General features: G+C 55.1%; 13 protein-coding genes and 2 pseudogenes. 6 read left to right on the forward strand and 9 right to left on the reverse strand.

All coding sequences use genetic code 11. The features are described from left to right. Positions 1–241 precede the first annotated feature (241 nt). The 5 genes and pseudogenes from rpsU to E5180_RS05355 form a co-directional block, all read right to left on the reverse strand. Positions 242–442 (reverse strand): 30S ribosomal protein S21, encoded by a 201-nt coding sequence (rpsU, locus tag E5180_RS05335; protein ID WP_040700433.1) that lies wholly within the window; start codon positions 440–442, stop codon positions 242–244. A gap of 138 nt (positions 443–580) precedes the next feature. Beyond that, positions 581–1,183, reverse strand: a complete 603-nt coding sequence (locus E5180_RS05340; RefSeq protein ID WP_138923480.1) for a class I SAM-dependent methyltransferase — start codon at positions 1,181–1,183, stop codon at positions 581–583. Positions 1,184–1,521: 338 nt separating this feature from the next. After that, on the reverse strand, positions 1,522–2,712 hold the full coding sequence (locus E5180_RS05345) for an NADH:flavin oxidoreductase/NADH oxidase family protein (protein ID WP_138923481.1): 1,191 nt from the start codon (positions 2,710–2,712) through the stop codon (positions 1,522–1,524). Positions 2,713–3,043: 331 nt separating this feature from the next. Further along, entirely contained in the window at positions 3,044–4,054 is a 1,011-nt protein-coding gene (locus E5180_RS05350; RefSeq protein ID WP_138923482.1) for a purine-nucleoside phosphorylase, read from the reverse strand. A 749-nt stretch (positions 4,055–4,803) separates the two neighbouring features. Further along, positions 4,804–5,657: pseudogene (locus E5180_RS05355) on the reverse strand (ATP-binding protein). Between the two features lie 116 nt (positions 5,658–5,773). On the opposite strand from E5180_RS05355, the gene E5180_RS15800 reads away from it, so the two are divergent. After that, positions 5,774–6,025: a hypothetical protein gene (locus E5180_RS15800; protein WP_206338728.1), complete on the forward strand. Its 252-nt coding sequence runs from the start codon at positions 5,774–5,776 to the stop codon at positions 6,023–6,025. Positions 6,026–6,943: 918 nt separating this feature from the next. Beyond that, positions 6,944–7,282 (forward strand): hypothetical protein, encoded by a 339-nt coding sequence (locus tag E5180_RS05360; protein ID WP_138923483.1) that lies wholly within the window; start codon positions 6,944–6,946, stop codon positions 7,280–7,282. A 50-nt stretch (positions 7,283–7,332) separates the two neighbouring features. Here E5180_RS05360 and E5180_RS16090 read toward each other — a convergent pair. Then, positions 7,333–7,446: pseudogene (locus E5180_RS16090) on the reverse strand (histone deacetylase family protein); the annotation flags it as partial. Between the two features lie 15 nt (positions 7,447–7,461). Beyond that, positions 7,462–7,680: a hypothetical protein gene (locus E5180_RS05370; protein WP_138923484.1), complete on the reverse strand. Its 219-nt coding sequence runs from the start codon at positions 7,678–7,680 to the stop codon at positions 7,462–7,464. Positions 7,681–8,067: 387 nt separating this feature from the next. Here E5180_RS05370 and E5180_RS15805 point away from each other — a divergent pair, with 387 nt between their 5' ends. After that, positions 8,068–8,511: an acyltransferase gene (locus tag E5180_RS15805; RefSeq protein WP_254700536.1), complete on the forward strand. Its 444-nt coding sequence runs from the start codon at positions 8,068–8,070 to the stop codon at positions 8,509–8,511. 76 nt (positions 8,512–8,587) lie between these two features. On the opposite strand, the gene E5180_RS05380 is transcribed toward E5180_RS15805, so the two are convergent. After that, positions 8,588–9,031, reverse strand: coding sequence for a winged helix-turn-helix transcriptional regulator (locus E5180_RS05380; RefSeq protein ID WP_138923486.1), 444 nt, complete (start codon positions 9,029–9,031; stop codon positions 8,588–8,590). A 191-nt stretch (positions 9,032–9,222) separates the two neighbouring features. Between E5180_RS05380 and E5180_RS05385 the strand changes: the two genes are divergently transcribed. After that, positions 9,223–10,641 (forward strand): MATE family efflux transporter, encoded by a 1,419-nt coding sequence (locus E5180_RS05385; RefSeq protein ID WP_138923487.1) that lies wholly within the window; start codon positions 9,223–9,225, stop codon positions 10,639–10,641. 65 nt (positions 10,642–10,706) lie between these two features. Here E5180_RS05385 and rsgA read toward each other — a convergent pair whose 3' ends face one another. Further along, positions 10,707–11,765, reverse strand: coding sequence for a ribosome small subunit-dependent GTPase A (rsgA, locus tag E5180_RS05390; protein ID WP_138923488.1), 1,059 nt, complete (start codon positions 11,763–11,765; stop codon positions 10,707–10,709). Positions 11,766–11,946: 181 nt separating this feature from the next. On the opposite strand from rsgA, the gene E5180_RS05395 reads away from it, so the two are divergent. Both E5180_RS05395 and E5180_RS05400 read left to right on the forward strand, forming a co-directional pair. Further along, on the forward strand, positions 11,947–12,276 hold the full coding sequence (locus E5180_RS05395; RefSeq protein ID WP_138923489.1) for an arsenate reductase family protein: 330 nt from the start codon (positions 11,947–11,949) through the stop codon (positions 12,274–12,276). Positions 12,277–12,493: 217 nt separating this feature from the next. Then, the gene (locus E5180_RS05400; RefSeq protein WP_138923490.1) at positions 12,494–13,132 is read left to right on the forward strand and encodes a DUF998 domain-containing protein; all 639 of its coding nucleotides are present in this window, start codon (positions 12,494–12,496) and stop codon (positions 13,130–13,132) included. Positions 13,133–13,166 lie beyond the last annotated feature (34 nt).

Here is a 13,166-nt window from a genome sequence, read left to right on the forward strand (position 1 = left end):
AGCTTAGTAAAATTCAATAGGCCGCCTTCCCCAAAGCTGCCGACGTACGGGGCGCAGCATCTGGGGCTGGCTGGAGGTCATCAATACAGACAAAGCGGTTGTTCCCTTGGTCGCAGCAAAGTCCGCTTTAGGACATTCTAAAACTTGGACTGTCGATATCAAAAACACTCATCGAATAGGAAAAACCACCGCCGCGATCGAACAACGTGGCTACCTATTCAACAGCAAGTTTTGAATTAGATCATCCTTCGCGTTCCAATTTCTTACGTGCCAGCTTACGAGCACGACGGATCGCTTCCGCTTTCTGACGCGCGTTTTTCTCGGAAGGTTTCTCAAAATGCTGCTTGAGCTTCATTTCACGAAACACACCCTCCTTTTGGAGCTTTTTCTTTAGGACCCGGAGGGCTTGATCAACGTTGTTGTCGCGAACACTAACCTGCATGTGATTTCCATCAACTTTCTTGTAAAAATTGCAATAACTCTTGGCACTGGCTGGGATAACAGCCACAACTTCATTTGTATAGCATGGCCGGATATGCAGAAGAAATATGCTGATTTCCACTGTTGCGCCGAGCCCCACTCAACCGACCATAAAAACATCGTATCGTGTTGTTTTACCGATAATTTGATGGGTGCATTTCTGAACACCCTCAAGAGGGTCAGCCTTAGCCGGCCACTTTAGCACTACGCGTTTACGTGCATGTGCGATCGCCAATCGTACAAGATCAGCCGCGTCATCGTCCGTGCCCACGATTTCGCGAACTTGACGCAGTTCTAACTTCACCAGTGCAGAATTTTTCCGTTCAGGATGCATTGGATCGATCAGAATTGCTTCGGCAGACAATTCAGGGATCAAATTCAGGGCGTCGCCTTTCAAAAGTGTCATGCGGCCAATAATTTCGCGAAGCTGGCCACCTTCTCTTGCTGCGCGTTTCATGCCTTGAACTAACAATGAGTGCATTTCCTCTGAGCGTTCGATCAAAGTGACCTGCGCACCTAAAGACGCTAAAAGAAACGAGTCCCGCCCCAATCCGGCTGTCGCATCAACGATCATGGGCGTTTTACCCTCCCGCAGCCCCATTGCCTTGGCTAAGTCTTGACCACGACCACCGCCAAACCGAAGGCGATGGGCGACAGGACCTTTGACAAAATCAATGCGAAGCTCTTTCGCAAACTGCTTCAAGCTTTATCCATTTTCTATTCCTGAAGATCACCATCGCTCGTACTCTTAAGTCTGTAGTGCAATTTCCACACGTTTATAAAGAGATTATTGGTGGACCGTGCAGCATATTACCGTATGGGATCTTTTCGGCCGTTAGATCGATCGCAGCATGTTCGCCCTTCAGGTGACACTGCAAAGGTAAGACGGCCCTTACCGGACATTCGAGCCTAGCAAAATCCGACTTGCTAAGCTCCCGAAAGCTGCCGTTGGAACAGGGCGCAGTATTTTGACACGCTCGATGTCCGCTGTGCAGACAAAGCGACACCTACGTCGCCCAACATTCAGCCTTTCAACCTGCTTCAGTTCTCGAAGTGGCGTGACCAGATTTCTGTGCGTTTAGCGTCGCGCACTTCGTATTCGCGTATCGCGCGGGTAAGGTCGCCAACTTCGTCTGTTTCTTTGTCAGCCGCTATGTCTGTTAGCCGCATAGTATACCAAGCAGTTATCCCGCCTTCTGGCACATCCGGAAATCTTGGAAAGGATGGTTCTGGCATCTGGTTTTCCATCCACAGATTGGGAAGGCTCGGATCAAGAACAAGTGCACGGGCGAGGCCCACGATATCAACCACACCGCTCATCACTGCGTCTTCTGCCTGCGCGCGTGTTTTGAAACCGCCGGTTAGCATTAGAGGCTTGGAGGTTTTGGTTCTTGCACGTTTGGCAAACTCGATAAAATACGGCCCGTGTCCCGCACCATCTGAGGCAGCTTTCGCGCCGGGAAAATAGGTCCCACCGCTAATGTCGATAAGGTCCACGGAGGAGGCGTCCAGAGCCGCGACAACCTCAAGAGCATCATCTTCATCAAGTCCGCCGACCAATTGATCCGAGGAGTTGAGTTTTACCGCAATAGGAAAGTTGTGACCGACTGCCTCACGCACTGCTTCAATGGATTGGAGCAACAGTTTCATACGGTTTGCGATTGTCCCACCATATCCATCCCTGCGTTTGTTGAATAACGGCGACAGGAATTGACTGAGGAGAAAACCATGCGCCGCATGGATTTGCACGCCACCAAACCCTGCTTGTTGCGCCAACTTTGCTGTCTTGGCGAAGTCCAAAGGAATTTGTTGAATTTCATCCAGCGACATCCCTTCACATTGCAGGTCGGGCAAGTCGAGTGCGCTTGGCCCTTTCGGATTGCTGATTGGGCGATACGCGAGCGCACCAGCATGTCCAAGTTGCAGCCATAATAGCGCGCCGTTTCCGCTGCCGTGTTCCGCAAGAGCCTCGAATTTTGATATGTCAGAGTTCACGTCCAACACAAGATTTCCGGGCTTTTCGGCAAAGTTGGGAGAGGGTTGCACCTCCCCGATAATCGACACGGCCAGACCACCATCGGCCCATCGTTGGTAGAGTCGATTTTGTTCAGCGGTGGGGATGCCTGTGCCGTCGCCCAATGAGTCAGACATTGCAGATTTGGCAATCCGGTTTTTCAGGATCACACCGCAAGGCAGTTCCAACGAATTAAACAGAACATCATGTTGTTGCATTAGAACGGCCCCTTCAAATTTTAGCTACTGACGACACTTTCATGAAAAAGCATGGCGGGGCAACCTTGTGTAGGTTTAGGCTCACAGCCGACCTTCGCCGCACCTGCAGATAAAAGATAAGGCGTTAAAGGTATTTTAGATTCGTTGTGCGGACGAAGCTGACATTCGCTTTGTCACGAATTAGCGTATAATAGTGGCTATCGCGCCAAAGTAGGCTTCAATACGGCCATTTGGCGTTTTTCCACTGTATGTTCCAACTACAGTGCAAGCCTAATGCAGGCAGGCGAAATTTATCTCGCCTGCCTGCCCGCACACTTTGAAAAGAGCTCGTTCAGTTGTGTGTTCGTGCTGGAACGCCTGTCCGCCAGTTGTCCCAATCCGCCACAATCGCATCCACCACCGGCGCACCTACAAGAGTGATGTTGGTAACGGTTTCAGCGAAACCACCCGCCGTTTCCCCCGGGGCGGGATCAAGATGCTGCTGCGTGGTTTCGTTCGGGTGGCCCTGGTCGAAGTTCACTGCGCCGCGAAGGCTGAGAATCCGCTCCGTACCGTGAGTGCGGTTAATGACCAAAGCCAAGGCCGCCGCTTCCATTTCCGTGATCAGATAATCATCCGCCCCATAAAGGTTCGCGATATACTGAGCTTCGTTCGACAGGCCTGGTCCATGGAAGAAGGTATCGCCGGTCATGTGGGTTCCAGTCTTCACCGAGGGCGCAGCCTGCGCCGCAGCATCGGGATACCGCATCCGGTAAGCCTGCGCCGACTCCGAGTCCTGAAGCTCAACGTCGTTGGAAAGGTCAACGGCCGCAGATACCAAAGCGGGGTTCATTTCGAACAAGCGATAGGCTTCATATCCCTTGCGGGGAATGAAAACCGGCGCGTCGGCAATACCTTCCTCGGGTGCCCAGCGATGGCCGAGGTCATAGTCGACCAGCCAGGTTGCCCAGCTTACGTCCGCGATTGTGCCGCGCGATGGAGGCGTCCCAGCAACACCTGAAAGCACGTAATAGGCTTCTGAGAAATCGAAGTGTGGGTTCAGCAGGATGGCCTGCATCGAAGCGGAAGAGTTAACTTTGCCCATCCCAAGAACCGAACCGCATACGCTATCATCGTTGCAATGGACGCCCCGCAGTGCACCCGGGACTGCAATGAGTTGGGCACCTTGCCAGTATTTCTCGAACCAGTGCTGATACTCGCCCGCCCGATCGCCTGTGTTTTCACCAATCTCGAACATGGTCCCGATGAAAACCTTCACCTTCACCGGTTCGGCAGCGGACACGGCTTGGGGCGCGACGGCGCCAAGAGCCAAAATGAATGCGTATCGTGCGAAGTTCAGCATGGTCACCTCTTTCCTTTTGTTTCAATTTTTTCTTGGCATACTCGCACAAAACACTTCAAGGCAACAATCAACTCGCAGCGCTTGTCTGTTCTATGACGTGCTATGTGATTACGAAAGCGAGCGGCTGGGATTGTAGCACCTGCACCCCACCAATCGATCTCTAACGTCTGCATTGGCTCTTGGGATCAAGATGGGCGAGTCGGTGTTTGATATCCGTGACCTGCTTAGGCGGCATAGGGTCAAGGCGCTGTCATCCAGCTACACGCTTACGGCGACCTCAGCCGACGCGTCGTCAAGATCCTGCACATAGACCAGATTTGTGCAGGCGACTACCAGCTCAACGGTAAGGTATTCCGCGGTGCTCCCACTCAAGAGCGCTCAATAAACCCGTTTTTCTGGAACGGCTTGAGAAGGGTCGTTTTTAGGCTGCCAAAAACCCCATTAAAAACTCAAGCAGTTGTTGAAGGTTTTTGGCTCTCTCGTGTCAGTAGAAATTAGCTGCATTGCAGAATGTCAATAAACAGGGCTCGAAGCGGACCTCTGCCACGCCACCAGATTTACGATGCGCGGACAATCTCCGCGGGTCGAAGCCCCGCCAGTCGCACCTCGTGCCACCGGATGTAGCCGTTCAGGTTCTTGCTGGCCGGCCCACAAAACGGCAAGATGAACCTCATGTGTTGGCTGTCACCTAAAATTGACCCGATTATTGCTACAGAGATTTAATCCGCTCAGTCGTTATGCTTTGTTGGTCATGATATGGTCAAAGCTGGTGTGTCCTTTCGTTTCTGTTTCGCGGTTTCGCAACTGGCTTTGAAACGGTAGCTGCCGTTTCCAGTCTCGAGGATGCGGCCGCGATAGGTAAGTCGGTCAAGCAAGGCAGTGGTCATTTTGGTGCCACCGAAGGCTGGAGCTCCTTCGCTGAAGCTATGGTTGGTGGTGATAATAGCGCTGGTTCGCTCGTAAAGCTTGCTGAGAAGGTGGAACAACAAAGCACCGCCTGAGGTACTGAAAGGCAGATCGCCCAGCTCGTCTATCACCCGGCAGGCGATTGCGTAGCAATCCGCCGGGAGGGCCAGATCACCAAATCCGCCTTGATCAGTGCCTCAACGATCTTCCCGGCTTTGCCCTGAACCTTTTCCTGCTCCAGCGTATTGACCAGTTCGACCGTCGAGAAGAAGCGCACGCGCTTGCGGTGATGTTCTATGGCCTGAACGCCAAGGCTCACGCCGAAGGCGTGCGGATCGCACGACCGCGACGTGCGATTTGCCCGTGCTAGGACCGCCCCCTCTCGGGCATGCTGCGCATACCCTGCCGAGCAGTGGATCAAGACGACATTCTCAGCCGCGTCCGTGAACTCGCAACGATGCAGTTGGCGCACGAGGGCCTCGTTGATCTCACTGGCCGCGAAGGTAAAGCCAGAGCGATCCTTGTAGGCTGGGAAGCGGGCGGCCTTCATATGATAAGCGATCGAGCGCACTTCGCGCTCAGCCATCTCACCTTTGAGGCGTTGCGAGAGTATCGGGACCGCTGCATCAAACGCAGATGCCCCTTGTTCAAGCAGATCCCCAACAGAGGTGGTACGCCCTTTTACGAAACCCGCCATTAGCAGGTCGGCAAATGCTCCTTTACCACCTTTGCCAGAGGGCAATTTTAGAGTGCTTGGCCGGAGACGCCTGACAGGTGGGAACGTACGGAAATCATATCAATCTTTCAAAGTTCTTGAACACCTTTCCAAAGGACCAACGTGATTGGAGGAAAAATAAATCTTATGGAGCTCCACGGAAGATTGAGATTGACTGGGGCGGACCGCAACCGATCCTGATCGATATTGATGGATCCAAAGCCATCTTCCGAGGACGCGGGTGGGTACGGCGCTTCTTTGAAGCGTCGAAAGCAAAAGAAGGTGATTATGTGCTGATTACGGAGACTGCCACCTACAAGGTTTCGGTGCGCTTGGAGCGCGGAGAGTGATCAGTGCAATAGGAAAACCGTACGGAGCCAGCCGGTTTTTGAACAGCCGTATAGAACCGTGGGTCCACCCATACACCAATTGGGCAGAATGACTTCCTCCAACGGCTTGATGAAAAAACTTCTTGGGTACTGGCATAAATCAGTAAATCGATTGTGGCACACAGTGGATCCGATCAGGACTCACGCCGAGAATATCATTTAATTTCAGTTCGTTAGGATTGAATCTATGAGCCCTGCCGTCGGAACCGTAGAAAGCCCTCAAGTCTTAAACTTGAGGGCTTTTTTGATAGTTGAAGTGGTTTTCCCCAATTTGTTTCTTGGCCCTAGGTTCTGCACTCCTGTCGCGAACTGAGTGCTGCCCAAAGCGTCCCCGTTCAGGGCCAGATTTTACGCAGTTTGATCATACAGTCCGGCTGGATATCCCTTGAAGCAGCATCGGTGCTGCGGGGAGCTTGCCACCATTGCGCTGCGCAGCCTTTACCCGTTGCCGTCTCTAATATGGCCCGGCGGCCGCTGCGTGACCCTATCCAACAGCGTCCGTTTCCGAACTGGCCCTAAAGCTTTCGTTCGAGCACATCCCGAAGCGTTTCTTTATCGAGTACCAAAACCGCGGCGATTTTCTGCGTCTGGTATTTTCATCGTCCAGCTCAGACCACCGTTTCATGCCCATCGGCGGCATCGCTCAGCATTTCCCCTTCCGCTTAAATTTAAACGCATACAGTTTCGGGGATCACATCGGCCTTGAGAGCCCATTAGAGAGAAAATGAGCACGATTCACGCTTGAGCCACCCCAGCCCCGCGGCGCTGACCGTTTGCTTTCCTTTGAGCAGAAGACGTTACACGGTCGGCGTTGGGGAATATGCAAATCTAGCATAAAAATAGCTGTCGAGACACGTAACATAAGCAAGATCTTCGGCCTTGGAAACGCTCACCTTTTTCGATGACGATGGCGACGTCCCCAAGCGCGGTAATGGCATTTATTTCAACGCCGAAGATGTCGCTACGCGTCTTAAAACCCGCCAGCAGGTTTACCATGTTGATGCCAACCGCCTCGATCGTATAACCACCTTCCATGCACATCACGGCGGGAAGCTTCATACGCCCGATCCGCCGACCGGCATCGGTGAAATCGTCACTTTCCAGTTTGAAAAAGCTGATAGACCGTCCTGCACCAGCGCCTCGGTGCCCCAAGCGGTAATCTTGGCAATCGCGTCATCCAATGCATTAGACCAGACGTCGCATCCATTGCCGTCATGAAAATCGATATCAAGGATCGCAACCCGCTGCGTACCCGATGTACAAAACATTTATGCCGCAACAGCCGCGTTATTGATCAAGCAGTCGCCGCCGTACTGATCTGCCGTGGCATGGTGGCCTGGCGGGCGACATAGGGCGAAAGCGCAGCCCGTTCCTGCCGCGACATGACGCTGCGCGGCTTACGCGCAAGCGACTGAGCCAAGCGCAGCAGCCCATGTGCCCTGCGTCATCGCGGTCTCAGATGCATGACAGTAGTAGCCGACCTTGCCATCAATATCTGTGCGGGTTTTGCCCATGTGCATGCCGCGCACGGGTACATTAGCGGCAATGATTTCCCCAACCGACAATTCGGCCTGCGGAAAATGTAGCCTATGATCTTCATTGTGATAAATAGGCATTTCTTATTACGCCTTTGCGAGCTGCCGGGGTCTCGGGCTTCGAACACGAAGTACAGACAAGAAGCAGTTGGCTAGACGCAGTGCAGAATTCATTTCCCACGGGCGCGGTCCCACCTGCTGAGTAGTTCTGGCACATATTTTTGCATCAAAGGTCAGCCCCGAGCCCAGACTGACCGACGCTGCCGCACGTACATTTTAGTATAACCTCGAATATGACACGGACTGTCTGGTGAAATGTGCGTCTACCCCGTACGAATAATCGATTTCATTTTTTAAAAGGGTTTTCCCGCAATGAAGATAAGAACACGCGAGATTCGCGCTGCGTGGCGCAGGTTGATCGGTCGCGGAAAAGTAAGGATTGGAGCAGATCCGAGAATTGCACGGGGTGTGCGTTTCAATTTCAAACTTGGCGGCACTATAACGCTCGGGGCACGATGCACATTGCAAGCTGGAACGATACTCGCTCCGACGGGCGGTTCTATCGAATTGGGCGACGACTGTAGCCTGAACCCCTATTCTATCCTCTATGGCCAAGGTGGACTGAAAATCGGCAACGGGGTCCGGATCGCTGCTCATACCGTTATAGTCCCCTCCAACCACGGCTTTGACGATCTGACCCAACCGATTTTCAAACAGAAATCTACCGGCCAAGGTGTCGTGATTGAGGATGATGTCTGGATCGGTGCCAACTGCACGATACTTGATGGTGTACGTATCGCTAAAGGATGCGTCATTGGCGCGGGCTCCGTCGTTAGCAAGTCGACCGAACCGTTCGGGATCTATGCGGGAGTACCCGCGCGCTTTATCAAAAAGCGCGGAACGACAGCTTAGTCTGCAAAGCGGACTTGGCTCTCGGCTGTAATGTCGATCCTGATTGCAGGCACGCCGTGCAGGACGGGTAGATTGCTTATTCAGCCACCACGGCTGTGACGTTCCGGTGACTGATATTCTGACCGGTGTTCGCGTCGACCAATACCGGGGCGATGGGGTCGCCTGTCTCGCGTGACAACAGCTTGACCGAGGGCTCGCCCTCGGGCGGGACATGCGCGTTTGCCCATTCGATCAAAGTCACAAGCATTGGATAAAGCGCTTTGCCCCGCTCTGTCAGTCGATATTCATATCGCTGCGGACGCTGTTGATAGAGCTCCCGGCGCAGCACGCCAGCCGCCTCGAGTTTGCGCAAGCGGTCGCTGAGAACATGGCGGGTGATGCCAAGCCTCTCTTGCATCTGCTCAAACCTGCGGACGCCCAGGAAGCAGTCGCGCAGCACCAGCATGGTCCAACGGTCGCCGACGACAGACAGACCGCGGGCGACGGGGCAGGCTTCTTTGTGAAGATCGTTCCATTTCATCTCTATACCATAGCAGGGATTGACAGGTTCCGAAAGAGAACTTACCCATAGTTAGTTCCATTAAAGAACTCAGTTCGTGGCCGTGTGATAAGGCACCTGAGTGGTCAATAAGGGTGGCCTTGACCGTAAAGAGCCCTGGGACCATTTCGAATTTCAATGGTGCTCCGGATGTGCCAGAAAGACAGAAGACTATGATCCCCCGCGCTACACCTACTGCGGCCTCAGCACTCGCGGATGCAGGGGCTGCTGCACGTGCCTCGCGCACGCGCCTCATGCTCGAAGCACCGATTGCACCCACTTTGGGAAGACTTGCGGCACCCAACGTGCTCGCAATGTTCGTGCAGGCCGCGCAGAGCATCGCTGAGGCTTATTTCGCCAGCCTCCTTGGCGTCACTGCGTTGGCAGGGCTGGCATTGGTGTTCCCGCTGGTGATGCTCACACAGATGCTTTCGGCCGGGGCGATTGGCGGGGCCATATCCGCTGCCACCGCGCGCGCCCTCGGAGCGTCGGACGTGGACCGGGCCGCAACGCTGACCCTCGCCGCCTGGATCATCGCCATAAGTTTCGCTGCCCTCATGGCGGTGCTGGTCGCATTATTTGGCACACGATTTTTCATGATGCTGGGCGGTGGAGATGACACAGTCGCCGCAGCGACGACCTATGCGCTGGTCTTTTTCCCCGGCTGCGCGGCGATATGGCTTTGCAATGCTTCGCTCAGCGTGATCCGCGGCACCGGCAACATGCAAATGCCTGCGCTGCTGTTGCTGATGGTATCGGTCATCTCCATCCCCCTTTCGGGCGGCTTTGCCCTTGGATGGGGGCCGTTGCCTGCCCTTGGCATGGCCGGACTGCCGCTTGGCGTGATAGTGGCGTTCTCGGCAGGCGCGTTTGTTTCCATCGGCTATATTGTCTTGGGTCGGACGGGTCTGTCCTTTCGCGGCGCAGTAAAACGGCTCAATCTCGGCATCTTCAGCGACATACTAAGTGTCGGTGCGCTGGCGGCGATTAATACGGTGCTGACAACCGTTACCATCATCATGATGACGGGGCTGGTCGGCCGCTATGGCGAGGGTGCGCTGGCAGGTTACGGCCTTGGCGCGCGACTTGAGTTCCTGATGATCCCCGTAATTTTCGGAATTGGTGCCGCCATGACCGCCATGGTCGGAGCCAACATCGGGGCCGGCCGCACCGACCGCGCCCTACGCGTGGCCTGGACCGGCTCTCTGGCCGCGGCGGGTATTGTGGGCAGTATCGGCCTGCTGCTGGCGGTCTTTCCGGACCTCTGGCTGGGGATGTTCCTTGACCCCTCTAATACCGTGGCACTTGAAGCCGGGCGCAGCTACTTCCGCCTCGTCGCACCGTTCTATGCGTTCTTCGGGTTGGGTCTGGCGCTGTATTTTGCGTCGCAGGGGGCGGGCCGCATGGTGTGGCCGGTAATCAGCAGCTTGAGCCGCATGGCCATTGCTCTGGTCGGGGCCCTGATACTCACGAAATACGCAGGCATGGGAGTTGAAGGGATATTCGTTGCCATAGGCTGCGCCATGCTGGCCTACGGGCTGATCATCGCGCTAGCCATACGGCACAATGGCTGGCGAAGGGGGAAGCCCTGACAGCGACTGTAACGGGACGATACACCAAGGGCCGGAAAGGCTGCGCGCGGTGCTGGACCCATCGGTCAGCGACGTCTGCCTGGTGCCTTTATAATCTTGTTCCCACGAGGACCCGACGGGGTGACGGTATTGGTCAGGTTTTCCTCCGTCAGCTTACGCCATCGGTCAAGGCGTGCTGGGTCGATTGTCCCGCTGGCGACCGCACTTTGAACCGCGCAACCGGGTTCATGAGCGTGGGTGCAATCGCGGAAACGACACTGGGTCGCGAGCTCGACAATCTCTGCGAACAGCGTATTTAGCCCGTCCGCGACATCGTTGACATGCAGCGTTCGCATCCCGGGCGTATCGATCACCCAGCCGCCACCCGCAATCGCATGGAGAGAGCGCGATGTGGTTGTGTGACGCCCCTTAGCGTCGTCCGCGCGAATATCGCCTGTTGGCTGGGCGTCCTCGGAAGACTTATTCGACAGCGTATTCAGCAAGGTCGACTTTCCAACCCCCGACGATCCGACAAGGGCGACGGTCTGACCCGGGCCGCACCAACGTGCCAAAATCAATGCCGCATCCGGTGTTTTCGCATTCAGCATGACGACATTCAACCCGACTTGAAGCGCTTGCGCCTGCTGAACGTAGGGTGCGGGATCAGACGTCTGGTCAATCTTGGTTAGGACGATCACCGGAACCGCCCCCGCCTCGTTGGCCAGCGCCAGATACCGCTCCAGTCGTGCCGGATTAAAGTCGTCATTGCAGGAAGTGACGATCAAAAGCGTGTCAACGTTTGCAGCAATAAGTTGCGCTTGCCGGCGGCCTTCGGCTTGGCGCTGTAACTGCATCCGTCTCTCCAGCCGCCGGACCAGCAAGCGGTCTTCGCGGGCCACAAGAACCCAGTCCCCCACGGCGAAGTCCGTCGTGTTCGTCCGCGCGGAAAGTTTCAGCCTCACAGGGCCAAGTTCGGACATCGCAGTGACCCGGTCGCGGTGTACGGTCGCGATGCGCATGGGGGCAAGCTCGGCTTCATCGGGCTCCAACTGCGCGTCGTAAAACGCCGACCAGCCAAGAACGTCCAATGAAACTGCGCCCTGATCTGATGCCTGATCTGATGCCTGATCTGATGAATGTGTCATGGCGATCTGAATGGCGGTGAAATCACCTTGTTGCAAGCTTTCCTTAAGGCCAGCGCAACCCCGATGACGCGGCAGATCCGGTCGAGAGCTCACGTCACCCGACGCACACAACCGATCGGATGGTTGCGCTGAACGCGTCGATGCACGAGATTGCGGGATCGAAAGCAAAGGAGACTACAAGATGATGATCTACGGCTTACAGACCTGCGCTACCTGCCAAAAAGCCCGCAAAGCATTGGAGGCCAATGGAATTACTGTCGCTTTCCGTGATGTTCGGGCAGATCCGCTGAGCGAGGCAGAATTGTCGGAGCTGATCGCAGAGTTCGGAGATCGGCTGGTGGACCGCAAATCGAACGACTACCGCGCGCTCAATAACTGGCTGAAGAATTCCGAAGCAGAGGCACAGATCGCGGCACAGCCCAAGGTCATGGCGCGTCCGGTCATTCGTGACGGGGACACATTCTTTCTAGGCTGGGACGATGCTGTTCAGGAAGCTTTGCTTGGGGACTGACGCACCCAATTGGAACGAACAATAGCCCAATCCAGTTGATCTGCTGAAGGCTGCACGAACGGGCCCAATTTGAGACGGCATCATGGCGGTCTGATGGGCTAAAGTCGGATCGGCCCCTTCCTGCGGATTGCCCTATTCACAATCACGAAGTCACACGGCCGCCAACGCGAACGACAGCCTTAGACAAGCAGCGGTCGAAACAACGAAGGAGCCGACAATGAGCAACGAGGGTGTCCCCCCTGCCCACCAGGACCAACCGCAGTTGATGATCCTTTTAGGCTGGTTCGTAATCTTCGGTTGCGCGGCGCTTGCGCTATCAATCCTAATCGCGGATTTCGTTGTGCCTGATCACGATTGGATCGCCGACACGATCAGCGATTTGGGTGCCGGACGCTTTGAATTCATCGTCGACATCGGGCTGTATACCTATTCGGCGGCGGTGCTGTCAGCCGCCTTACTTGCGGCACATGTGCATATGGGCGACCGCGGGTGGAGCATCGGTATCCTTGCGTTGCTCGTCTTTGGCTTAACCGTTTTTCTGATTGGTGCGCGCAACGAATACGGTGATGCCGACAGTGACGGCTGGGTTATTCACAAATATCTCGTCTATGCCCTTGGCGCGGCGGTCGCGACCGTTGCTTTTGCGATGGCCAAAGGCCTGAAACGCGCGGACGCGCGGTATTCTTATGCGTTGCAGGGGTTTGGCGCACTTTGGGTCGTCGGCGCGCCGGTGTTCTTCTTTCTACCAAACGATATCGATGGTCTTTATGAAAGAGGTCTGGGGGTCCTTGCGAGCGGGATCCTGATCACCTTGGCGATCTTTTTCATTCGCCGCGGGCACGCATTGGGCCGCTAGATCAGATCGCTTTGCGGTCCGACGCCGAAGCAAG

Origin of the sequence: Sulfitobacter sp. BSw21498, assembly GCF_006064855.1 — a bacterium.
Lineage (GTDB): Bacteria > Pseudomonadota > Alphaproteobacteria > Rhodobacterales > Rhodobacteraceae > Sulfitobacter.